This is a genomic window from Bacillus sp. SD127 (genome assembly GCF_058566445.1).
Map to the genome: position 1 here is coordinate 1,288,703 of NZ_CP191226.1, position 22,852 is coordinate 1,311,554.

Annotated in this window: 20 protein-coding genes; 17 read left to right on the plus strand and 3 right to left on the minus strand. The window is 44.7% G+C overall.

Features of this window, described 5'->3' with window-relative positions:
• Window positions 1–61: 61 nt before the first annotated feature.
• The 6 genes from phoP (at window position 62) to coaE (ending at window position 7,667) form a co-directional block, all read left to right on the plus strand.
• Complete coding sequence (gene phoP / locus ACQVGS_RS06615) at window positions 62–784, plus strand: two-component system response regulator PhoP (RefSeq protein ID WP_010335269.1); 723 nt, start codon at window positions 62–64, stop codon at window positions 782–784.
• On the plus strand, window positions 777–2,516 hold the full coding sequence (gene pnpS / locus ACQVGS_RS06620) for a two-component system histidine kinase PnpS (protein WP_106020250.1): 1,740 nt from the start codon (window positions 777–779) through the stop codon (window positions 2,514–2,516). Before phoP ends, pnpS begins: the two co-directional genes overlap by 8 nt.
• 243 nt (window positions 2,517–2,759) lie before the next feature.
• A complete protein-coding gene (gene polA / locus ACQVGS_RS06625; RefSeq protein WP_106020249.1) occupies window positions 2,760–5,402 on the plus strand; it encodes a DNA polymerase I in 2,643 nt (880 codons plus the stop codon).
• A 24-nt stretch (window positions 5,403–5,426) separates the two neighbouring features.
• Window positions 5,427–6,254 carry a DNA-formamidopyrimidine glycosylase gene (gene mutM / locus ACQVGS_RS06630; protein WP_024122451.1) on the plus strand — a complete coding sequence of 276 codons (828 nt, stop codon included), beginning with the start codon at window positions 5,427–5,429 and terminating at the stop codon, window positions 6,252–6,254.
• A 171-nt stretch (window positions 6,255–6,425) separates the two neighbouring features.
• Window positions 6,426–7,058 carry a sporulation membrane protein YtaF gene (gene ytaF, locus ACQVGS_RS06635; protein ID WP_024122449.1) on the plus strand — a complete coding sequence of 211 codons (633 nt, stop codon included), beginning with the start codon at window positions 6,426–6,428 and terminating at the stop codon, window positions 7,056–7,058.
• 15 nt (window positions 7,059–7,073) lie between these two features.
• A complete protein-coding gene (gene coaE / locus ACQVGS_RS06640) occupies window positions 7,074–7,667 on the plus strand; it encodes a dephospho-CoA kinase (RefSeq protein WP_101860140.1) in 594 nt (197 codons plus the stop codon).
• A gap of 35 nt (window positions 7,668–7,702) precedes the next feature.
• On the opposite strand, the gene ACQVGS_RS06645 is transcribed toward coaE, so the two are convergent.
• Complete coding sequence (locus ACQVGS_RS06645; protein WP_400153433.1) at window positions 7,703–8,545, minus strand: aldo/keto reductase; 843 nt, start codon at window positions 8,543–8,545, stop codon at window positions 7,703–7,705.
• 24 nt (window positions 8,546–8,569) lie between these two features.
• Entirely contained in the window at window positions 8,570–9,760 is a 1,191-nt protein-coding gene (locus ACQVGS_RS06650; RefSeq protein WP_151174428.1) for an MFS transporter, read from the minus strand.
• Window positions 9,761–9,943: 183 nt separating this feature from the next.
• On the opposite strand from ACQVGS_RS06650, the gene ACQVGS_RS06655 reads away from it, so the two are divergent.
• The 9 genes from ACQVGS_RS06655 (at window position 9,944) to thrS (ending at window position 19,328) form a co-directional block, all read left to right on the plus strand.
• A complete protein-coding gene (locus ACQVGS_RS06655) occupies window positions 9,944–10,324 on the plus strand; it encodes a winged helix-turn-helix transcriptional regulator (RefSeq protein ID WP_024122445.1) in 381 nt (126 codons plus the stop codon).
• A gap of 206 nt (window positions 10,325–10,530) precedes the next feature.
• The gene (locus tag ACQVGS_RS06660) at window positions 10,531–11,553 is read left to right on the plus strand and encodes a glyceraldehyde-3-phosphate dehydrogenase (RefSeq protein ID WP_059293437.1); all 1,023 of its coding nucleotides are present in this window, start codon (window positions 10,531–10,533) and stop codon (window positions 11,551–11,553) included.
• Between the two features lie 237 nt (window positions 11,554–11,790).
• Window positions 11,791–12,171, plus strand: coding sequence for an adenosylmethionine decarboxylase (gene speD, locus ACQVGS_RS06665; protein WP_003223584.1), 381 nt, complete (start codon window positions 11,791–11,793; stop codon window positions 12,169–12,171).
• Between the two features lie 272 nt (window positions 12,172–12,443).
• Window positions 12,444–12,902, plus strand: coding sequence for a transcriptional regulator NrdR (gene nrdR, locus ACQVGS_RS06670; protein ID WP_010335260.1), 459 nt, complete (start codon window positions 12,444–12,446; stop codon window positions 12,900–12,902).
• A 113-nt stretch (window positions 12,903–13,015) separates the two neighbouring features.
• Complete coding sequence (dnaB, locus tag ACQVGS_RS06675; protein ID WP_095714233.1) at window positions 13,016–14,437, plus strand: replicative helicase loading/DNA remodeling protein DnaB; 1,422 nt, start codon at window positions 13,016–13,018, stop codon at window positions 14,435–14,437.
• Window positions 14,438–14,464: 27 nt separating this feature from the next.
• Window positions 14,465–15,397, plus strand: coding sequence for a primosomal protein DnaI (gene dnaI, locus ACQVGS_RS06680; RefSeq protein WP_024122442.1), 933 nt, complete (start codon window positions 14,465–14,467; stop codon window positions 15,395–15,397).
• Window positions 15,398–15,433: 36 nt separating this feature from the next.
• On the plus strand, window positions 15,434–16,075 hold the full coding sequence (locus ACQVGS_RS06685; protein WP_106020244.1) for a TVP38/TMEM64 family protein: 642 nt from the start codon (window positions 15,434–15,436) through the stop codon (window positions 16,073–16,075).
• Between the two features lie 78 nt (window positions 16,076–16,153).
• Window positions 16,154–16,999, plus strand: a complete 846-nt coding sequence (gene ytxC, locus ACQVGS_RS06690; protein WP_400153434.1) for a putative sporulation protein YtxC — start codon at window positions 16,154–16,156, stop codon at window positions 16,997–16,999.
• Window positions 17,000–17,396: 397 nt separating this feature from the next.
• Window positions 17,397–19,328 (plus strand): threonine--tRNA ligase, encoded by a 1,932-nt coding sequence (gene thrS / locus ACQVGS_RS06695; RefSeq protein ID WP_010335257.1) that lies wholly within the window; start codon window positions 17,397–17,399, stop codon window positions 19,326–19,328.
• Window positions 19,329–19,367: 39 nt separating this feature from the next.
• On the opposite strand, the gene ACQVGS_RS06700 is transcribed toward thrS, so the two are convergent.
• Complete coding sequence (locus ACQVGS_RS06700; RefSeq protein WP_044153932.1) at window positions 19,368–20,153, minus strand: HAD family hydrolase; 786 nt, start codon at window positions 20,151–20,153, stop codon at window positions 19,368–19,370.
• A 172-nt stretch (window positions 20,154–20,325) separates the two neighbouring features.
• Here ACQVGS_RS06700 and lytS point away from each other — a divergent pair, with 172 nt between their 5' ends.
• Complete coding sequence (gene lytS, locus ACQVGS_RS06705) at window positions 20,326–22,107, plus strand: two-component system sensor histidine kinase LytS (RefSeq protein WP_198098524.1); 1,782 nt, start codon at window positions 20,326–20,328, stop codon at window positions 22,105–22,107.
• Window positions 22,085–22,810 carry a LytR/AlgR family response regulator transcription factor gene (locus ACQVGS_RS06710; RefSeq protein ID WP_127696659.1) on the plus strand — a complete coding sequence of 242 codons (726 nt, stop codon included), beginning with the start codon at window positions 22,085–22,087 and terminating at the stop codon, window positions 22,808–22,810. The genes lytS and ACQVGS_RS06710 overlap by 23 nt, the downstream gene beginning before the upstream one ends.
• Window positions 22,811–22,852: the final 42 nt, after the last annotated feature.

The window sequence follows — 22,852 nt, forward strand, 5'->3', positions numbered from 1 at the left end:
GGTAAGATGACATAAAATAGAGAAATAGGATGTCGGGGAATTAAGATACTGGAGGCACAGCATGAACAAGAAAATTTTAGTTGTGGATGATGAAGAATCTATCGTTACACTTTTGCAGTACAATTTGGAGCGATCAGGCTATGAGGTTATTACTGCTTCGGATGGAGAAGAAGCACTCAAAAGGGCGGAAACAGAAAATCCTGATTTAATTGTGCTTGATGTGATGCTTCCAAAGCTGGATGGAATTGAAGTATGCAAGCAGCTGAGACAGCAAAAACTCATGTTTCCTATTTTGATGCTGACAGCGAAGGATGAAGAATTTGACAAAGTATTAGGGCTTGAGCTTGGTGCTGATGATTATATGACCAAGCCGTTCAGCCCTCGAGAAGTCAATGCAAGAGTAAAAGCTATTTTAAGGCGTTCTGAAATGGCTGCGCCCTCTAATGATATGAAAAACGAGGAAACAGAAGGACAAATTGTTATCGGCGATTTGAAGATTCTGCCCGATCATTATGAAGCTTATTTTAAAGAAAATCAGCTTGAGCTGACACCGAAAGAATTTGAGCTGCTTTTGTATTTAGGCAGACATAAAGGCAGAGTGCTGACGAGAGATTTGCTTTTAAGTGCTGTCTGGAACTACGATTTTGCCGGAGATACGAGAATTGTTGATGTGCATATCAGTCATCTTCGAGACAAAATTGAAACGAATACAAAAAAACCGATCTATATTAAAACCATTAGGGGATTGGGGTATAAATTGGAGGAGCCAAAAATGAATGATTAAATATCGTGTGCGCCTTTTTTCTGTGCTCGTTGTCTGTATGATTGTGGTGTTTAGTGTACTCGGGCTGTTTTTACAGCAGCTCTTTGAATCTTCTGATCAAAAAAAATCGGAGGAACACATTGAAAAGGAAGCCAAATACATGGCTTCGCTGCTTGATGCCGGCAATCTGAATGACCAGGCAAATGAGAAAGTCATTAAAGATGCAGGCAGTGCGCTTGATGTAGAAGCGTCCGTGATCGATACAGAAGGAAAGGTGCTGTACGGGTCTGACGGCAGCGCGGCGGATTCTTCACAGATTCAGGCGCTTGTCTCCGGTCATGAGGGAGTTCTCGCGAAAGAGGAGAACATGCTTTATTATGGGCTTTCGCTTAGGAGCAAAGGCGAAAAAACGGGGTATGTGCTGCTTACTTCCCGTGAAGAAAGCTCGGGTCTGAATGGCGAGATGTGGGGCATGCTGACGGCCAGTCTTTGTACCGCTTTTATTATTATTGTTTTCTTTTATTCTAATATGACCTCTCGCTACAAAAGATCTATTGAAGCAGCCACAAACATGGCAACAGAGCTGTCCAAGGGGAATTACGATGCCCGTACATACGGCGGTTATATCAGGCGTTCTGACAAGCTTGGCCGGGCCATGAACAGCCTTGCCGTTGATCTGATGGAAATGACGAGGACGCAGGAAATGCAGCGCGACCGCCTGCTGACTGTCATTGAAAACATCGGCTCCGGGCTGATTATGATTGATGGAAGAGGCTTTATCAATCTCGTCAACAGGTCTTACGCGAAGCAGTTTCATGTCAATCCGAATCAGATGCTGCGCCGTCTTTACCATGATGCATTTGAACATGAAGAAGTGATCCAGCTTGTCGAAGAGATTTTTATGACTGAGACGAAGAAATGCAAGCTATTAAGGCTTCCAATCAAAATTGAAAGGCGTTATTTTGAAGTGGACGGCGTTCCTATTATGGGGCCGGATGATGAATGGAAAGGGATTGTGCTCGTTTTTCATGACATGACAGAAACGAAAAAATTAGAGCAGATGAGAAAAGATTTTGTGGCCAATGTTTCCCACGAGCTGAAAACGCCGATTACATCGATCAAAGGGTTTACGGAAACGCTATTAGACGGGGCAATGGAGGATAAAGAGGCGCTTTCAGAATTTCTCTCGATTATTTTAAAGGAAAGCAAAAGGCTTCAGTCATTGGTGCAGGATTTGCTTGATCTTTCTAAGATTGAGCAGCAAAACTTTACGCTCAGCATCGAAACGTTCGATGCAGCAAAAATGCTGGCTGATATTGAAACGCTGCTTAAGCATAAAGCGACGGAGAGAGGTATCTCTTTACAGCTGAACGTTCCGAAAGACCCTCTCTATGTAGCGGGCGACCCGCACCGGCTGAAACAGGTGTTTTTGAATCTCGTAAACAATGCATTAACCTATACACCGGAGAAGGGTTCGGTAGCTATCAATGTCAAACCGGGAGAAACAGAGATTCAAATTGAAGTTTCCGATACCGGGATTGGCATCCAGAAAGAAGAAATTTCCCGCATCTTTGAACGGTTTTACCGCGTTGATAAAGACAGAAGCAGAAACTCAGGCGGGACCGGTCTCGGTCTTGCGATTGTAAAGCATTTAATAGAGGCTCATGAAGGCAAAATCGATGTGACAAGCGAGCCGGGCAGAGGCACTGTGTTTACAGTGACGCTGAAGCGGGCTGCTGAAAAGCCTGTTTAATGTTTACAAAGCTTTAACAATATCTTCATGCACTGTTAAACCTATGCTGGTAGGATGTAGTAGAACCCCTTCATCCAAGGAGCCAATTTTGACGGCGGGAACCTTTTTGTGTTCCCGTCCTTTTTTGTGTGTTCTCATCGGTTCGCGTATTTTCCTTTCAAATTGAACTTTGTTAAAATAAGAGAAGCTAAAGACTATTATTATGAGATGAATGGAAGCTGCTGCTTCTTAGGAGGATATTGAATGACGGAACGAAAAAAATTAGTGCTTGTAGACGGAAACAGTCTGGCTTACCGGGCGTTTTTCGCATTGCCGCTGTTAAGCAATGATAAAGGAATTCATACAAATGCGGTTTACGGTTTTGCGATGATTTTGATGAAAATGCTTGAGGATGAAAAGCCGACGCATATGCTGGTTGCGTTTGATGCCGGGAAAACGACGTTTCGTCACGGCACATTTAAAGAGTATAAAGGCGGAAGACAGAAAACCCCGCCTGAGCTTTCAGAACAAATGCCGTTTATCCGCGAGCTGCTTGATGCCTATCAAATCAGCCGTTACGAACTGGAACAATACGAAGCTGACGACATTATCGGCACACTCGCCAAATCGGCTGAAAAAGACGGCTTTGAGGTAAAGGTTTTCTCGGGCGATAAGGATTTAACACAGCTGGCAACAGATCAGACGACGGTTGCCATTACGAGAAAAGGAATTACCGATGTTGAGTTTTACACACCAGAGCATGTCCAGGAGAAATACGGGCTCACGCCTGACCAAATTATTGATATGAAGGGTTTAATGGGGGATTCTTCTGACAACATCCCGGGTGTGCCTGGTGTCGGGGAAAAAACCGCGATTAAGCTGTTAAAGCAATTCCATTCTGTTGAAAAGCTGCTCGAATCAATTGATGAGGTAAGCGGAAAAAAACTCAAGGAAAAGCTGGAAGAATTTAAGGATCAGGCTTTGATGAGCAAGGAATTGGCGACGATTATGACCGATGCGCCGATTGAGGTGTCCGTTTCGGGTCTGGAATATCAAGGCTTTAATCGTGAACAGGTCATTGCCATCTTTAAGGACCTTGGGTTCAATACGCTTCTTGAACGGCTCGGGGAAGACGGTGTAGAGGCGGAGCAGGATCAGTCGTTAGAAGAAATTGATGTCAAAACAGTCACCGACGTGACTAGCGATATATTGGTTTCTCCATCTGCATTTGTCGTTGAACAGATTGGTGATAATTATCATGAAGTGCCGATTCTCGGTTTTTCGATAGTGAACGAAACGGGAGCCTACTTTATTCCAAAAGACGTTGCTGTCGAGTCTGCTGTGTTTAAAGAATGGGTGGAAAATGACGATCAGAAAAAATGGGTCTTTGACAGCAAGCGGGCTGTCGTGGCTTTGCGCTGGCAGGGCATTGAGCTGAAAGGTGCGGAGTTTGATACGCTTCTTGCCGCTTATATCATTAATCCGGGCAATTCGTATGACGACGTTGCCAGTGTGGCTAAGGATTACGGCTTGCATATCGTTTCAAGCGATGAATCAGTTTACGGCAAGGGAGCAAAACGCGCAGTGCCGGCAGAAGTCGAACTGTCTGAGCATCTCGTCAGAAAGGCTTTAGCCATTCAAAGCCTCCGGGAAAAGCTCGTTCAGGAGCTGGAGAACAACGATCAGCTTGAATTGTTTGAGGAGCTGGAAATGCCGCTGGCGCTTATTCTCGGAGAAATGGAGTCAACCGGCGTAAAGGTTGATGTTGACCGCTTAAAACGAATGGGAGAAGAACTGGGCGCCAAGCTGAAGGAATATGAAGAAAAAATTCATGATATTGCGGGAGAGTCGTTTAATATCAATTCTCCTAAACAGCTCGGCGTCATCCTGTTTGAAAAGATCGGCCTGCCAGTTGTGAAGAAAACGAAAACAGGCTATTCAACGTCTGCTGATGTGCTTGAAAAGCTGGCTGACAAACATGATATTGTTGACTATATTTTGCAGTACAGACAAATCGGGAAGCTGCAATCGACATACATCGAAGGGCTTTTAAAGGTGACAAGAAAAGATACACACAAGGTGCATACGCGCTTTAACCAAGCCTTAACGCAAACAGGGCGCCTCAGCTCGACCGATCCGAACCTGCAAAACATACCGATCAGGCTTGAGGAAGGGCGCAAGATCCGCCAGGCCTTTGTTCCGTCTGAAAAAGACTGGCTCATTTTTGCGGCTGATTACTCGCAAATCGAGCTGCGGGTGCTTGCTCACATTTCAAAGGATGAAAATTTGATCGAAGCCTTTACAAACGACATGGATATTCATACAAAAACAGCAATGGATGTGTTCCATGTCGCTGAGGATGAAGTGACATCGGCGATGAGACGCCAGGCGAAAGCGGTCAACTTCGGAATCGTATACGGCATCAGTGATTACGGGCTTTCACAGAATCTCGGCATTACGCGGAAAGAAGCCGGGGCATTCATCGACCGATATTTGCAAAGCTTCCAGGGCGTCAAAGCGTATATGGAGGACTCGGTGCAGGACGCGAAGCAAAAAGGCTACGTAACCACGCTGCTGCATCGCCGCCGCTACATCCCTGAATTGACGAGCCGAAACTTTAATATCCGCAGCTTTGCGGAGCGGACGGCAATGAATACGCCAATTCAAGGAAGTGCCGCGGATATTATTAAAAAAGCCATGATTGATATGGCAGCCAAGCTGAAAGAAAAGCAGCTGAAGACTAGATTGCTGCTGCAAGTACACGATGAATTGATTTTTGAAGCACCGAAGGAAGAAATTGAAATACTTGAAAAGCTTGTTCCAGAAGTGATGGAGCATGCGCTAGCATTAGATGTGCCGTTAAAAGTGGACTTTGCTTCAGGCCCATCCTGGTACGATGCGAAATAAACAGAGAAAAAGGAAGTGATGGATGTGCCGGAATTACCAGAGGTTGAAACCGTCCGGCGCACTCTGACCGGGCTTGTAAGAGGAAAAACAATCAAATCGGTAGAGATCAGATGGCCGAATATCATCAAACGGCCTGCCGAACCGGAGGAATTTGCGCGAAACTTAGCAGGAGAAACCATCCAGTCCATCGGAAGACGGGGAAAGTTTTTACTGTTTAACTTGGATCATTATGTCATGGTCTCCCACCTTCGTATGGAAGGAAAGTACGGGCTTCACCAAGAGGAGGAGCCGGACGATAAACACGTGCATGTCATATTTACGATGACGGACGGAACCCAGCTGCGTTACAGGGACGTTCGGAAATTCGGAACCATGCATTTATTTAAACCGGGAGAGGAAGCAGGAGAGCTGCCGCTTTCTCAGCTCGGACCCGAACCGGATGCAGAAGAATTTACGAGTGCGTATTTGAAAGCACGGCTCGCGAAAACAAACCGAGCTGTCAAAACCGCTCTTCTGGATCAGAAAACGGTCGTCGGACTCGGGAACATTTATGTGGACGAGGCTCTGTTCAGAGCGGGCGTCCATCCCGAGACAAAGGCAAACCAGCTATCAGATAAAAAAATCAAAAAACTTCATGCTGAAATTAAAAATACCCTTCAGGAAGCGATTGATGCCGGTGGAAGCACTGTCCGGTCGTATATCAATTCCCAAGGAGAAATCGGAATGTTTCAGCTGCAGCATTTTGTGTACGGGAAAAAAGATGAGCCCTGCAAAAATTGCGGCACCATGATTACCAAAATTGTCGTCGGAGGCAGAGGCACACATTTTTGCGCCAAGTGCCAGAAAAAATAGAGGAATGCTTCATCGTCCAAGCTGTCGGTGCATATATCAGTAACTCTGTAATAGAGGAAGTGCCGTTTTTCGGAAACACGGATTTTTCACTTTTCCATATACATGATTGTGATGAATCTCCGGGCATTTAACATCTGATACAAGAGCACCAACAGAAAGGAAGAAACGGATATGCAAATGGTTTCTATACTGCTGCTGGCGTTAGCTGTCAGCTTGGACAGTTTTTCAGTCGGATTTACGTATGGATTGCGAAAAATGAAGATACCGCTAAAAGCCATAATTGTCATTGCCTTCTGTTCCGGCACTGTTATGTTTATATCCATGCTGATCGGAAGCTTTCTCACCAAGTTTTTTCCCGTGTATGTGACTGAGAAGCTCGGCGGGTTAATATTGGTTGGAATCGGCGTGTGGGTTTTATATCAATTTTTCAGGCCGGCAAAAGACAAAGACTACTTATTGCATGAAAAAACGCTGCTTAATTTAGAGGTTCGGTCATTGGGCATTGTGATCCACATTTTGAGAAAACCGATGAGTGCGGATATCGACAAATCTGGTGTGATTAATGGGATTGAAGCGGTGTTATTGGGATTCGCCCTGTCGATTGATGCCTTCGGAGCAGGTATGGGAGCTGCCATTCTCGGTTTTTCTCCCATTGCGATGAGCATAACCGTCGCGATTATGAGTTCGCTGTTTGTGTCAGTCGGCATCAATGCCGGCCATATTCTGTCTAAATGGAGATGGATCGATAAAATGGCGTTTTTGCCGGGGCTTCTGCTGATCACGATCGGGCTCTGGAAATTGTAAAAAGGAGTGGATCTCTTGACCTTAGTCATTGGTTTAACGGGAGGAATAGCAAGCGGCAAAAGTACGGTTGCCAATATGCTGATAGATAAAGGAATCACTGTCATAGATGCGGATATCATTGCAAAACAAGCGGTAGAAAAAGGGATGCCGGCCTACCGGCAGATCATTGACGAATTTGGTGAAGACATTCTGCTCGAAAATGGTGATATAGACAGAAGAAAGCTTGGGGCGCTGGTCTTTACAAATGAACAGAAGCGTCTTGCTTTGAATTCAATTGTTCATCCTGCGGTCAGAGAGGAAATGCTCAAGCGGCGTAATGAGTCCATTGCAAATCAGGAGACATTTGTAGTATTAGATATCCCGCTTTTGTTCGAAAGCAAATTGGAGTCTTTAGTGGATAAAATTATTGTGGTCAGTGTGACAAAAGAGCTTCAGCTTGAACGCCTGACCAAGCGCAACCAATTAACGGAGGAAGAAGCGCTTAGCCGGATCCGCTCCCAAATTCCATTAGAGGAAAAAGTGTCAAGAGCGGATAACGTAATAGACAATAGCGGCACACTCGAAGAGACAAAACAGCAGCTTGAGGAAATTCTCAGCTGCTGGGCATAACAAAACACCGTTCATTATGAACGGTGTTTTTGTGATTAAAAATCAAAATTGTCCGGATCAGGACCGACGCGCAGATTTTCATTTAACGCATCAATTCGGTTCATGTCATCCTGTGATAATTCAAAATCAAATATGTTCGCGTTCGCTTTAATTCGATGTTCCTTTGTTGATTTAGGAATGGTGATGACACCGTGCTGTAAATCCCAGCGTAAAATGATTTGCGCGACTGATTTGTTATATGATTTTGCAATGTCTGTCAGTTCGGGATGATCAAGCAATTGTCCCTGCATTAAAGGTGACCATGCTTCCATTTGAATGCCTTGCTTCTTGCAATAAGCCATCAGCTCTTTTTGCGTGAGGCGCGGGTGGAATTCCACTTGGTTGATCATAGGCTTCATTTCAGCATCCTTCAGCAGATCCTTCAGGTGGTGGATTTGGAAATTGCTCACTCCGATCGCTTTGACACGGCCTTCTTTATACAGTGTTTCAAGTGCTCTCCAAGCTTCTTTATATTTGCCTTCCACAGGCCAGTGAATGAGGTATAGATCTAAATAGTCCAAACCGAGTTTTGACAGGCTTGTTTCAAATGCCGCCAATGTTTCCTCATACCCTAAATCCGCATTCCACACTTTTGATGTGACAAATAGATCCTCTCTGGAGATGCCGGCTTCTTCAATTCCTTGCCGCAAGCCTTCCCCGACTCCCGCTTCATTTCCGTAGATTGCGGCCGTATCAATACTGCGGTAACCTTGAACAATGGCGGTTTTCACCGCATTGACGAGTTCTGATCCTTCTTCCACTTGGAATACACCGAGGCCGAACCGCGGCATTTTCACCCCGTTATGAAGTGTTGCAGCTGCTTGTAAATGTGTTGTCATGTTTGTTTCCTCCTTATTGAAATGTTAGGCTGCCTGCCGATCCTGTTTTTCCAGAAGGCGGCTCCAGCCTGTTAAGATGACGGCTCCTGCTACCATTAAAGCTCCAATCCACGCGGTATGAATCAGCCCGATGGAATCGGTAATCACGCCTCCCAAAAAAGATCCTAGGGCAATTCCTGCGTTAAATGCTGCAATATTAATCGCGGATGCTACGTCTACTGCGCTCGGTACAAAACGTTCAGCCAGCATGACGACATATACTTGCAGGCCGGGCACATTCATAAAGGCCAGCAAGCCCATAAAGAGAATCGTAATGAGGCCAGCAATTTTATAAGGAGCCGTAAATGTTAACGTAAACAGGACAAGCGCCTGTACGATAAACATATAAAACAGCGCGGCGATCGGATTTCGATTGGACAGTTTCCCGCCAATCATATTGCCGATGGCAATGGCAATTCCGTATACGAGCAGGATAATGGCTACAGTGCCGGCCTTAAAGCCCGTCACTTCCTGAAGCAGGGGAGACAGGTAAGTGAACACAACAAATGTTCCTCCGTATCCTAAAGCTGTTATGACAAATAAAAGCAGTAAACGGCCGTTTGTCACAAGCTTCAATTGATCCCGCATCGTTGTTTTCGTCCCTTTTCGTAAATTGGAAGGGACAAGAATGCCATTTGCAATGACAGCGATAATGCCGACGGCGATAATAACCATAAAGGCAAACCGCCAGCCGAGCTGTTGGCCGATAAACGTGCCGAAAGGAACTCCGGTTACTGTTGCGACGGTGAGTCCTGTAAACATAATGGAAATCGCACTCGCCCTTTTATTTTCAGGGACAAGATCAGCTGCGATCGTCGAGCCGATCGACATAAACACACCGTGTGAAAAAGCGGATATCACACGTGCTGCTAAAAGAATCCCGATGCTTGAGGCCGACGTGGCCATCGTATTCCCGGCGATAAAAATGATCATGATCCAAAGCAATAGCGTCTTTCGTGACATGCTTGAGGTTAATGACGTTAAAATAGGCGCGCCGAACGTAACACCCAGTGCGTATAGCGAAACGGTCAATCCCGCTGTTGTTACAGGAATGTGTAAATCATCAGATATTAACGGCAAAAGGCCGACGCTGATAAATTCGGTTGTCCCTATGGCGAATGCACTAATGGCGAGAGCCAGAAGTGCAGGAATGCTGCTTTTATTGGCTGAAGTCATTCAAGTTCCTCCTTTTCTGTTATGTGTTGTATGATTGAAATTCTGCCGAACAAGCTATATAAATAAAAGAGCAGATTCAATTCAGCCGGCAAATGTGATTATGAAAGATATCATCAAAAAAGAAAAGTACGTACTTTTAAGTGCTATAGTCACTTTTTGGTGCCTGTAAGGAGAGTGAACCGCATGGAGAAGAAAAAATATAACATTTCAGTTGAAGCGACTCTTGAAGTAATAGGCGGGAAATGGAAATGCGTGATTTTATGCCACCTGACACACGGAAAAAAACGAACAAGTGAGTTAAAGCGTTTAATGCCGAATATCACTCAAAAAATGCTGACCCAGCAGCTGCGTGAGCTGGAAGCTGACGGTGTCATTAACCGTATCGTGTACAATCAGGTTCCTCCTAAAGTGGAATACGAACTGAGTGAATACGGCCGCAGCTTAGAAGGCATTTTAGATATGCTCTGCGATTGGGGAGCGAATCATATAAACAAGGTATACGGCGATACTTTCTCTGTATTAGAAGAAAGTGTGCTCAATGATAAATTGAAACAGGAATCATAAGAAAATAAAGCAGGCAGTGCGCAGCGCTGGCTGCTTTTTTGATTCTTTATCCTCATATTGTGTGCAAGAAAACGTATGATACATCATAAATTAGCGTTATAATCGTTGATTTTTATCAATATGTACTGGCGAATTCTTTTTAATGTGTTATACTAATTTCAGATGACAACAATTTAGAATGACATAATTGATGAGGGGTGACCAACGTGAAGGTAAAAGTAGCGATAAACGGGTTTGGAAGAATCGGAAGAATGGTCTTTAGAAAAGCAATGTTGGACGATCAAATTCAAGTAGTGGCTATTAACGCCAGCTATTCGGCTGAAACGCTGGCTCATTTAATAAAGTATGACACAAATCACGGACGGTACGACAAAGAGGTTGAGGCTGGAGAAGACAGTCTGATTGTGAATGGAAAAAAAGTACTCTTGTTAAATAGCCGTGATCCGCAACAGCTGCCTTGGCGGGAATATGATATTGACATTGTCGTTGAAGCAACAGGGAAGTTTAATTCAAAAGAAAAAGCGATGGGACATATTGAAGCGGGCGCGAAAAAAGTCATTCTGACCGCTCCGGGGAAAAATGAAGACGTTACCATTGTGATGGGTGTTAATGAAGACCAATTTGATGCTGAACGCCACGTCATTATTTCAAACGCGTCATGCACGACAAATTGCCTTGCACCGGTTGTGAAAGTGCTTGATGATGAATTTGGCATTGAGAGCGGTCTAATGACGACAGTGCACGCTTATACGAACGATCAAAAAAATATTGATAATCCGCACAAAGATTTGCGCCGCGCCCGGGCATGCGGTGAATCCATCATTCCGACGACAACAGGAGCGGCAAAGGCGCTTTCGCTTGTTCTGCCTCACCTGAAAGGAAAACTTCACGGTCTCGCATTGCGTGTCCCTGTACCGAACGTCTCATTAGTTGATCTTGTTGTCGACTTGAAAACGGATGTAACGGCAGAAGAGGTAAACGAAGCATTCAAACAGGCTGCCAAAACGTCAATGTACGGAGTGCTTGATTATTCGGATGAACCGCTCGTGTCGACAGATTATAATACGAATCCGCATTCGGCGGTTATTGACGGGCTTACGACAATGGTGATGGAAGACAGAAAAGTAAAGGTTCTCGCATGGTATGACAATGAATGGGGCTACTCATGCAGAGTAGTTGATCTCATCCGCCATGTGGCGGCACGAATGAAACATCCATCTGCTGTATAGAATAAGGTCATGGACACAATTTAAGAAAAAACCCTTAACAGCATATTTCTGAAAAAACGCTTCTTGCAAATTAGACTTAAACACAGTATACTATTTTTCGTGAACTTCTTGCTTGAGACTGTTTCGGGATTACTTAAAGGGTTAGGACCTCTCCGGACTAACTTTCCCCCGTGGTAAATAGCCGACCCAGTTGTTGGAACTTCACTTTTTAATTCTTGTTAAGGGGGGTCCATGACTATGGAAACAATGGGGCGTCACGTTATCTCCGAGCTATGGGGATGCGATTTTGATAAGCTGAATGACATGGATTTTATTGAAAAAACGTTTGTAAATGCTGCTTTAAAATCAGGAGCTGAGGTGCGCGAGGTTGCATTTCACAAATTTGCACCGCAGGGCGTAAGCGGAGTCGTTATTATTTCTGAATCACATTTAACGATTCACAGTTTTCCTGAGCACGGATATGCAAGCATTGATGTTTATACTTGTGGAGACTTAGATCCTAATGTCGCTGCTGACTACATTGCAGAGGCATTACATGCTGATACAAGAGAAAACATTGAAATACCAAGAGGAATGGGGCCTGTGCAGATTAAACAGGCGCAAGCGAAAGTACTATAAAGTAAACACGAACACAAAGGGAGCTGGAGCTAGAAAGCCGTTACGCGCTTTTTAGCTTATGCTCCTTTTATTTTTATGAACAAACAGGGGCGGCTAGCTTTTTCTTTTACCGTTTTTTTTGTAAAATAAGAAAGAGATATGTCATAAACCGCCTGATGCTGTTAGACACAGCCTAAACAACGGCTCTCCCGACAGATGCCTGTCACATCACTTATAGCCGGAGGCTGCCGAATATACATTGCAGGGTACGAAATAGTTGGGAGCTGATTTTATTGAAATGTCCTTCATGCCAGCATAACGGAACGCGAGTCCTCGATTCACGGCCTGTGGATGACGGAAAATCCATTCGCAGAAGACGGGAATGCGAAGCCTGCCATTACCGCTTTACTACCTTTGAGAAAGTGGAGGAAACCCCGCTCATCGTTGTTAAAAAAGAAGGTGTGCGAGAGGAATTCAGCAGGGAAAAAATGCTGCGCGGCCTTATTAAAGCATGTGAAAAAAGGCCTGTTTCACTCAAAACGCTGGAAGATATGTGTTTTGACATTGAAAAAGAACTGCGCAATCAAGGCTGTTCCGAAGTGAAAAGCGAGTTCGTCGGAGAAATGGTCATGGATCGCCTGGCTAAGGTTGATGAAGTCGCATACGTGCGGTTCGCGTCCGTCTATAGGCAGTTTAAAGATATTAATGTCTTTATCGATGAATTAAAAGATTTAATAAAGAAAGAGCGTTAAAGAGCTAAAAGGATTCTTCTAGCTCTTTTCTCATGTGCAAAATTGGCATTTGATAGATATTCGAAACGGTGTAAAATGAGAGGTAGAAACATAATCGGAAGGTTTGAGAATGTATGGCTGACTATTGGAAAGATGTACTGCCTGTAGACCCTTATGTGGTGAAGAGCAAATCAATGCTGCAGGATATTGACAGACAAATTATTACACAACTGTACCAGCCCTTAATCGGCCCTGTTGCATTCTCTCTTTATATGACATTGTGGGGAGAACTTGAACAAAACCGTCTGTGGGGCGGAGAATCCACACATAGACAGCTGATGGGAATGACCCAGTCCAATTTGAAAACGATCCATCAGGAACAGGGGAAGCTCGAGGGCATCGGATTGCTAAAAGTATATATGAAAGAATCCGAGCGGCAGGAGCGCCTCTTTATATATGAACTGCTGCCGCCGCTGCGGCCGAATGAATTTTTCGAAGACGGCATGCTGAACGTTTTCCTGTATAACAGAGTCGGAAAAACAAAATATCAGCAGTTAAAACAATTTTTTACGCATCCGGCGATTTCAGAAGACGCCAAAGAAATTACAAGGCCGTTTAATCATGCGTTTGAATCACTGCAGCCGAGTGAATGGAAGCTCACATCCGATATGGAGGAAACGGTGAGACTTGCGACGGGAAGGGAGTATACAACTGTCGGACAGGCTCCGTCCTATACCGTTACAGAGGATGTGTTCGATTTTGATTTGTTTTTAGCGGGGCTTTCGGAGACGATGATTCCAAGAAAAGCAATGACACAGCAGGTGCGGGAAACGATTAAAAAGCTTTCTTATTTGTACGGCATTGATCCTTTGCAGATGCAAAATGTCGTCATGAGCGCGATCGATGAGCATGAAGTGATTACCACCGAAGCTTTAAGAAAAGCAGCAAGTGACTGGTACCAAATCGAGAGGAACGGACAGCTGCCGGACTTAGTGGAGAAAACACAGCCGGTACATCTGCGTGAAGGCGGAAAAGCGGCAGAAGAGGATTCGCTGGATAGTGAGCTGATCGCATTGCTGGAGGTCATCTCACCGAAAAAGCTTCTTCAGGATATCGCGGACGGAACCGAACCGTCAAAAGCAGATCTAAAAATTATAGAAGAAATTATGTTTGAACAGAAGCTGGAGCCAGGCGTCACAAATGTATTGATTTATTACGTCATGCTGAAAACCGACATGAAGCTGTCGAAAAATTATATACAAAAAATTGCCTCCCATTGGGCGCGCAAAAAAGTCAAAACGGTCAGAGAAGCGATGAAGCTTGCCATAGAAGAAAACCGCCAGTATCTCGAATGGGCTGAAGGGAAAACGAGCCAATCTTCTAAACGAAATCAAAAAGTGATTCGCGAAGAAAAACTTCCTGACTGGATGAAAGAAAAGAAAACGGCTTCCGATTCTGAAACCGGACAGCAAATGCTGCATGAACAGGACTTGGAAGAACAGAAGAAAAAGATGATGGAAGAAATGAAAAAACTGAAAAAATACTCTGCCTATTAAGAGCAGAGATGCGGGGTGAAGTAATACATGGAACCAATCAGCCGTTCCCTGCAGGGCGTAACCGGCAGACCGGATTTCCAAAAGCGTCTTGAACAAATGAAGGAAAAAGTGATGAAGGATCAAGACGTTCAGGCATTTTTAAAGGAAAATGAAGACGTCATCGATCAAAAAATGATTGAAAGAAGCTTAAATAAGCTTTATGAATATATTGGACAGAGCAAGCACTGCTCTTATTGTTCAGAAGACGAAAACAGCAATAATCTGTTGGAGGGCTACCATCCGAAGCTTGTGATGACCGGCCGCTCTATTGATATCGAGTATTACGAATGTCCGGTCAAACGAAAGCTCGATCAGCAGAAAAAACAGAAGTCTCTCATGAAAAGCATGTATATTCAGCAGGATCTTCTCGGAGCGACGTTCCAGCAGGTTGATATTAATGATCCGAGCAGACTTGCAATGTTCCAGCATGTCACGGATTTTCTGAAAAGCTATAATGAGACGGGAAAAGGGAAAGGATTATATTTGTACGGCAAGTTCGGTGTAGGAAAAACCTTTATGCTAGCCGCTATTGCCAATGAGCTGGCGGAAAAAGAGTATTCCTCCATGATCGTCTATGTGCCCGAATTTGTCAGAGAGCTGAAAAATTCGCTTCAAGATCATTCGTTGGAAGAAAAGCTGAACATGGTAAAAACCACGCCTGTATTGATGCTCGACGACATCGGAGCAGAATCGATGACGAGCTGGGTCAGGGATGAAGTTATCGGAACAGTGCTTCAGCACAGAATGTCCCAGCAGCTGCCGACTTTCTTCTCTTCTAATTTCTCGCCTGATGAGCTGAAACATCATTTTACGTATTCGCAAAGGGGAGAAAAGGAAGAAGTGAAAGCGGCAAGATTAATGGAGCGGATTTTATATCTGGCTGCTCCTATCCGTCTTGACGGAGAAAACCGCCGCCATTAATAACCGCTGCGGTTCAAAGGGGAAGGAACTGAGGGTATGAAACTTAAAACGGCTGTTAAATGGCTGGCAGTGCTTGCGGGAGCAGGCTTGATTTTTTGGGCAAATAAAAGGTATTTAAATCTATCTCCGAAAGAAATCCGGATATGGGTTTTATCATTTGGCATCTTTGCGCCGCTTATCTTTATCGGGATATCGATCGTCAGACCGCTTGTATTATTTCCGGTATCAGTTATTTCTATTGCGGGCGGTCTGGCCTTTGGCCCGATTCTCGGCACGCTTTACACACTATTCGGGTCGATGTGCGCTTCGGCTGTCTCATTTTTTGCAGCCGGTCTGTTGGCGGCAAAAACCAACAGCCATCACGAAAGGCTGGAAAATATCCAGAAACAGATGGAAGAAAACGGTTTTTTCTATATCTTTCTTCTGCGGATTCTTCCGATTAATTTTGACTTCGTCAGCTATGCGGCAGGGCTTTCTAATGTCAAGCCGCTCCCATATTTTACGGCGACGGCTGCGGGAATCATCCCTGGGACCGTTGCGCTGAACGTGCTGGGAGCAAGCTTTTTCACGGGCAATTTGCCCGCCTTCTTTCTCGTCCTCGGATTTTATATCATTTTTATGACGCTGCCATTTATCTTCAGAAAGAAAATGCAAAGCTTGTTTCAAGAATCAAATTAAGATTTGCCGGTGACCTTTACGTCTATTTTAAAAACATCCCCCATATACTTGTAACAGATGCCGTAAGGGGGGACAAACATGCTTGAAATAATCTTTGAAGATGACCATGATACAGCCGCTTTTTTACATCTCATTCAGCATTCGGACGATCGGAAAAACATCATTGTCCGTGAAGGCATACGAAAAATCGGGATTGAAAAAGCTGAGCCGGCTTTCTCTATTCAGGGTTTTATGGAGCCGATTCTGGTCAAGTTTTTTTTAGATTGCAAAGAAGACGAGCATATGCTGTCGTTGATTGAAGAGACGTATTGTTTCACGGACCAGGATGAGCAGCAGCAAATCCTTCAGCTCGCACACAGTATTATAGAAGGAGAAGCTGATGTTCTTCCGTTTGAACCGATGAAGCCGCCGCGCAAGCAGTGTATTTTAGATGAGCTCCAAACGATTTGTTTAGAGGACGGGGTATTTTCAATTCGTTCCTTTCAGACCTTTCGCCTCGGACAGTACTACGAACAGCTTAGAGAAACTGTGGAAGCGGCAATAGACGAATATAAGATGGAGCAGGAGTACCAAAACTTTATTCAGACACTCAGAGATTATGTAATGGCTAAACCGCCGCGAATCAAAAAGGTGCACATTGTCCATGATGGTTCATTTACACTGTGGGAGATGCGCTATGTGCCGGAACGGGAAAAAATGAAATACATAGACAGGCGATTTGTCCGGGATCATCCCATGTACATTGACTCCCATTTGCTTGCACCGCTGGTCTCCATCGCGCCTGATGAGGTGATTCTCTATACAGACCAGCCCGAGCATATGATGGTAAGGACGATTCAAAACGTATTTCAAGAGCGTGTGCAAATGCTTCCGCTTCACGCGTTTTCAAACGCTGAAACACCGGTCAAGCACTCAGAGGGATAAGTGCCGGCAGCCTGTAAACTTAAGGCTGCCGCTTGAAAAAAAGGAAATACAATCGTGTTGATTTTTTGGAACGAACAATTTATAATACATAGGAGATTAAGATTGACACACGTACTGATAAGGACATGAAGGAATGATACCGGCTTAAAGAGAGGGAAGTCACGGCTGCAAGCTTCCCAGCTAAGGACCATTCGCTTTACCGCCTTTGAACCTCAGCTGTGAACCCCCTTTATAAGGAACAGTAATAGCTGACGGGAACTCCCGTTACAGAGTTTAGAGCCGCAGATGCCGGTGTATTGGCTTGCGGAAAAAAGGGTGGAACCACGATTCCGTTTATTCAACCTCGTCCCTTTCATAGGGGGCGGGGTTTTTATATGCAAAAAAAGGAGTGACAATGATGTCAGATATGGTAAAAATCACATTTCCTGATGGAGCAGTCAAGGAGTTTGCGAAAGGAACAACAACAGAAGATATCGCGGCATCCATCAGTCCGGGATTAAAAAAGAAATCATTAGCCGGAAAACTGAACGGAAAAGAAATCGATTTGAAAACGCCGATCAACGAAGACGGCACTGTGGAAATCATTACTGAAGGATCAGAAGAGGGTCTTGAGATTATGCGCCACAGTACGGCTCACTTGCTGGCACAAGCGATTAAACGCATTTACAAAGACGTGAAATTCGGTGTCGGTCCGGTTATCGAAAACGGTTTTTACTATGATGTAGAAATGGAAGAAGCGATTACGCCGGAGGATCTGCCGAAAATCGAGAAAGAAATGAAAAAAATCGTCAATGCGAACCTTCCGATCGTTCGAAAAGAAGTCAGCCGTGAAGAAGCGAAAGCCCGCTTTGCAGAAATCGGCGATGACCTGAAGCTTGAACTGCTGGATGCGATTCCTGAGGGAGAAACCGTATCGATTTACGAGCAGGGCGAATTCTTTGACCTGTGCCGCGGCGTACACGTTCCATCAACAGGAAAAATTAAAGAGTTTAAGCTGTTAAGCCTTGCAGGTGCATATTGGCGCGGTGACAGCAATAATCAAATGCTTCAGCGTGTATACGGAACAGCTTTCTTCAAAAAAGCTGATCTTGACGAGCATCTTCGCATGCTTGAAGAAGCAAAAGAGCGTGACCACAGAAAACTTGGCAAAGAATTAAAGCTGTTTGCGAATTCTCAAAAAGTCGGACAAGGTCTGCCGCTTTGGCTGCCAAAAGGCGCGACAATCCGCCGCACGATCGAGCGCTATATTGTCGATAAAGAAATCAGCCTCGGCTATGAACACGTCTATACACCAGTGCTTGGAAGCAAAGAGCTGTATGAAACATCAGGACACTGGGATCATTATCAAGAAGGTATGTTCCCTCCGATGGAAATGGATAATGAAACACTTGTGCTCCGTCCGATGAACTGCCCGCACCATATGATGATTTATAAAAACGATATTCATAGCTACCGTGAGCTTCCGATTCGTATCGCTGAACTCGGCACAATGCACCGCTACGAAATGTCAGGTGCGCTGTCAGGTCTTCAGCGGGTGCGCGGCATGACACTGAATGATGCCCACATCTTTGTCCGCCCGGATCAGATTAAGGATGAGTTTATCCGGACAGTTCGTTTGATTCAGGACGTATATGAAGATTTCGGCTTGCACGATTACACATTCCGTCTGTCTTATCGTGATCCGGAAGACACAGAGAAATACTTTGATGACGATGAAATGTGGAACAAAGCGCAATCTATGCTGAAAGCGGCAATGGACGAAATTGGCCATGACTATTACGAAGCAGAAGGCGAAGCTGCATTCTACGGCCCTAAACTTGATGTTCAGGTGAAAACAGCGATCGGCAAGGAAGAAACATTGTCTACTGTTCAGCTGGACTTCTTGCTGCCTGAACGCTTCGATCTGACATATATCGGTGAAGACGGCAAGCAGCATCGTCCGGTTGTTATTCACAGAGGTGTGGTATCAACAATGGAACGCTTTGTTGCATTCCTAATCGAAGAGCATAAAGGCGCACTTCCAACATGGCTTGCACCGGTTCAGTTCCAAGTCATCCCGGTTTCTCCGGCTGTGCATTTGGATTATGCGAAGCAAGTACAAGAGCGCCTGCAGCGTGAAGGCCTGCGTGTAGAAGTCGACAGCCGTGATGAAAAAATTGGCTACAAAATTCGCGAAGCGCAAATGCAAAAAATTCCGTACATGCTTGTGGTCGGTGACCAAGAAGCAGAAAACGGTGCGGTAAACGTCCGTAAATACGGAGAGCAGAAGTCTGAAACCATTTCACTTGATGATTTTGTGAAAAAGGCTGTAGCTGAAGCGAAGAAATAATACAAAAAAGCATGATCTCATGTAAGAGATCATGCTTTTTTATTTATGTTCTAAAATAGGAAACAAATCATGAAGGCTGCTGATGATGTGATCAGGCGTCACTTCTGTTTCATTTTTCTTATCCGTCCGGTTGATCCATACGGTTTTGATACCGGCTCTGGAAGCGCCTAAAATGTCTGTATTCAGGTTATCGCCGACCATGATGGCATCCTCTTTCTGGATCTTCATCAGCTGCAGGCAATGCTCGAAAATAGAAGCATCAGGTTTCCCTTTGCCAAAAGCGCCTGAGATGACAATTTCATTGAAATAAGGGGCGAGCTCAGGCACGCCGGCGAGCTTCTCCTTTTGCAGACTCGGATCGCCGTTAGTCAAAAGCAACAACTCGTACTTTCCTTTTAATTGATCAAGCACATCAAATGTTTCATCGTAAACAAACGGGCGTTTTCGGCGTTCCGCTGCAAAAAACTCTCCCAAATATTCACCATATGCCGGATCGTCGACACCAAGCGCTTTCAGGCCGTTTGTCCATGCGTTTCGTCTGTACTCCGGCACAATCTTATTCAGCTTCTGAAACCCTTCACTGATCGGCTCGGAGAAATTCGACCACAGCCCTTCAAATGGGTTAATGCCGATCATCACCGTATAAGGGTATGTCTCGTAAGACATGTACAATTCTCTCGCCGCTTCCCGAACAGCTGCTTCGAATTCCTCAGGGTCAAGACCATATTTTTTCTCGGCCTGTAAACATGTTTCTGCAAATGTTGTTCTGACGCTTTTCTCATCCCAAAGTAGTGTATCGTCTAAATCAAAAAATACGGCTTTCATGATCTTCTCCTCTGCTTCAGATTCAATTCTTTCTGCCAAAAGGCTCATGTTTATTCTACAATAGATAAAAGTCTTGTGAAATATGTTTTCAGACGATTTTAAAAAAACAGTCAGCCATAAAACGGTTTGCCGAAAAATGATAAAATGAAATGGGAAAGAACAGGTGACACAGATGATTCAATTAATGATCATGATGCTGGAAAGGGTAGGGATTATCGTTATATTGGGATTTATTCTGGCCCACACTAAACTTTTCAGACAGGCTCTTCAAAATCCGGAGGGCTACAAAGGAAAAGTCGTATTGATTTCTATTTTTTCTCTTTTCAGCATCATCAGCAATTACACCGGCATCGAAATTCAAAAACATATGATTGTGAATAATGATTGGGTGTTTACAATAGATCCGTCGGGCTCTATTGCCAATACCCGTATTTTGGGCGTTGAAATAGGCGGGCTTTTGGGCGGGCCGTTTGTAGGAGCGGGAATCGGTTTATTAGCAGGCCTTCATCGTTTTTCGCTCGGCGGCAGCACGGCTTTAAGCTGTGCGGTCTCATCCGTTTTAGCAGGGTTTCTTGCGGGGTGGATCGGCAGGTATTTTACGAAGCGCTATCGAATGCCGACACCGCGTATCGCAGCCCTCGTCGGGATCGGTATGGAGACCTTGCAAATGGTCATTATTTTGCTGATGGCAAAGCCGTTCAATGATGCTTGGGAGCTTGTCAGCATGATCGGGATTCCGATGATCCTCATTAACGGAACAGGCAGCTTTATTTTCCTGTCGATTATTCAAGCCATTATTCGCAAGGAAGAACAGGCAAGGGCGCTTGAAACGCACAGGGTGCTGACCATTGCCGATCAGACGCTTCCTTTTTTCCGTCAAGGGTTAAATGAAAGCTCTTGTAAAAGTGTAGCGGCCATCATCCATAAGATGACCGGAACGGATGCGGTATCTCTGACGGACAATGAGAAAATACTTGCGCATGTCGGCGCGGGAATGGACCATCATATCCCATCTAAAAGCCTGATCACAGGCCTGTCTAAAAAGGTAATTAAAACAGGGCGTATCATGAAGGCTACTTCACAGGAAGAGATTGAATGCACCCATTCGGAATGCCCTTTGCACGCGGCGATTGTACTGCCTTTGACATCAAACGGCAACACAATCGGAACGTTAAAAATGTATTTTAAAAGCCCGGCCGGCCTCAGTCAGGTAGAGGAAGAGCTTGCCGAGGGGCTGGCCATGCTGTTTTCGACACAGCTTGAGCTCGGTGAAGCCGAGCTGCAAAGCAAGCTTCTGAAGGATGCGGAAATCAAAGCGCTTCAAGCACAGGTTAACCCGCATTTTTTATTTAATGCCATCAATACGATTTCTGCTTTATGCCGGACAGATGTTGAAAAAACCCGTAAGCTTTTGCTGCAGCTTAGCGTGTACTTTCGTTCTAATCTCCAGGGAGCAAGACAGCTGCTGATCCCGCTTTCAAAGGAGCTGAACCATCTTCAAGCCTATCTGTCATTAGAACAGGCGCGTTTTCCCGGGAAATATAAGATTGAGCTTGATATTGACAGCAGGCTGGAACAAATTGAGATTCCTCCGTTTGTCTTGCAGGTGCTTGTTGAAAACGCATTACGGCACGCATTTCCAAAAAAACAAGACATGTGCAAGGTAACGGTTTGTGTCTTATCTGACGAGTCATCCGTCTATATGAAGGTCACGGACAATGGGCGCGGAATTCCGCCGGACGTCTTGCCGGAATTGGGGAATAAACCGCTGCCTTCTAAGGAAGGAACAGGGACTGCGCTTTATAATCTGAATCAGCGGCTGATCGGTTTATTCGGGCAGCAGGCTGCATTACATATCAAGAGTGAGGTACATAAAGGGACAGAGGTTTCCTTTCAAGTACCTATGCAACAAATGAAAGAGGGAGAAGAACATGCTCAGGGTGTTAATAGTTGATGATGAGATTCTGGCAAGAGATGAACTGGCCTATTTGCTTAAAAGGACAAATGAGGAATTGGAAATCAATGAAGCGGAAAATATTGAATCAGCGTTTGACCAAATGATGGATGAAAAGCCTGATTTGCTGTTTTTAGACGTTGACTTATCCGGTGAGAATGGCTTTGATATCGCAAAACGATTGAAGAATATGAAGCATCCACCGGCGGTTGTGTTCGCGACGGCCTATGACCAGTATGCACTTAAAGCTTTTGAAGTGGACGCTCTCGATTACTTAACCAAACCTTTCGATGAAGAAAGGGTTCGGCAAACAATGAAAAAGTATAAAAAGGTAAAGCGGGAGATTGCTGAACCAGAACAGACCAGCCATGCCAGCCAGCATAAATTAGCCTTATCTGTCGGTGAATCGATTGTGATTGTGGATACGAAGGATATAATCTTTGCGGGAACCGAAGGTGGCCATGTCAATGTAAAAACCTTTGATGCTTCTTATTCTGTCAATGATACGCTCGTTGTCATTGAAAAAAAGCTTCCGGAACCTGATTTTCTCCGCGTCCATCGAAGCTTTGTCGTTAATACTGAGTACATCAAAGAGATACAGCCTTGGTTTAATTCCACCTATAACCTGATCATGAAAGACGGATCGAAAATACCGGTCAGCCGGACATATGCCAAGGAATTAAAAAAGCTGCTCCATATTTGACGGGCGGCTTTTTGTATTTCATCCTTTTTATGCTGCAACTCA

What these genes read in the sequence shown, in the direction of transcription:
- phoP (WP_010335269.1), top strand. Translation starts at nt 62, where the DNA reads ATGAACAAGAAAATTTTAGTTGTGGATGATGAAGAATCTATCGTTACA.
- pnpS (WP_106020250.1), top strand. Translation starts at nt 777, where the DNA reads ATGATTAAATATCGTGTGCGCCTTTTTTCTGTGCTCGTTGTCTGTATG.
- polA (WP_106020249.1), top strand. Translation starts at nt 2,760, where the DNA reads ATGACGGAACGAAAAAAATTAGTGCTTGTAGACGGAAACAGTCTGGCT.
- ytaF (WP_024122449.1), top strand. Translation starts at nt 6,426, where the DNA reads ATGCAAATGGTTTCTATACTGCTGCTGGCGTTAGCTGTCAGCTTGGAC.
- ACQVGS_RS06645 (WP_400153433.1), bottom strand. Translation starts at nt 8,545, where the DNA reads ATGACAACACATTTACAAGCAGCTGCAACACTTCATAACGGGGTGAAA.
- ACQVGS_RS06650 (WP_151174428.1), bottom strand. Translation starts at nt 9,760, where the DNA reads ATGACTTCAGCCAATAAAAGCAGCATTCCTGCACTTCTGGCTCTCGCC.
- ACQVGS_RS06655 (WP_024122445.1), top strand. Translation starts at nt 9,944, where the DNA reads ATGGAGAAGAAAAAATATAACATTTCAGTTGAAGCGACTCTTGAAGTA.
- speD (WP_003223584.1), top strand. Translation starts at nt 11,791, where the DNA reads ATGGAAACAATGGGGCGTCACGTTATCTCCGAGCTATGGGGATGCGAT.
- dnaB (WP_095714233.1), top strand. Translation starts at nt 13,016, where the DNA reads ATGGCTGACTATTGGAAAGATGTACTGCCTGTAGACCCTTATGTGGTG.
- dnaI (WP_024122442.1), top strand. Translation starts at nt 14,465, where the DNA reads ATGGAACCAATCAGCCGTTCCCTGCAGGGCGTAACCGGCAGACCGGAT.
- ACQVGS_RS06685 (WP_106020244.1), top strand. Translation starts at nt 15,434, where the DNA reads ATGAAACTTAAAACGGCTGTTAAATGGCTGGCAGTGCTTGCGGGAGCA.
- ytxC (WP_400153434.1), top strand. Translation starts at nt 16,154, where the DNA reads ATGCTTGAAATAATCTTTGAAGATGACCATGATACAGCCGCTTTTTTA.
- thrS (WP_010335257.1), top strand. Translation starts at nt 17,397, where the DNA reads ATGTCAGATATGGTAAAAATCACATTTCCTGATGGAGCAGTCAAGGAG.
- ACQVGS_RS06700 (WP_044153932.1), bottom strand. Translation starts at nt 20,153, where the DNA reads ATGAAAGCCGTATTTTTTGATTTAGACGATACACTACTTTGGGATGAG.
- lytS (WP_198098524.1), top strand. Translation starts at nt 20,326, where the DNA reads ATGATTCAATTAATGATCATGATGCTGGAAAGGGTAGGGATTATCGTT.
- ACQVGS_RS06710 (WP_127696659.1), top strand. Translation starts at nt 22,085, where the DNA reads ATGCTCAGGGTGTTAATAGTTGATGATGAGATTCTGGCAAGAGATGAA.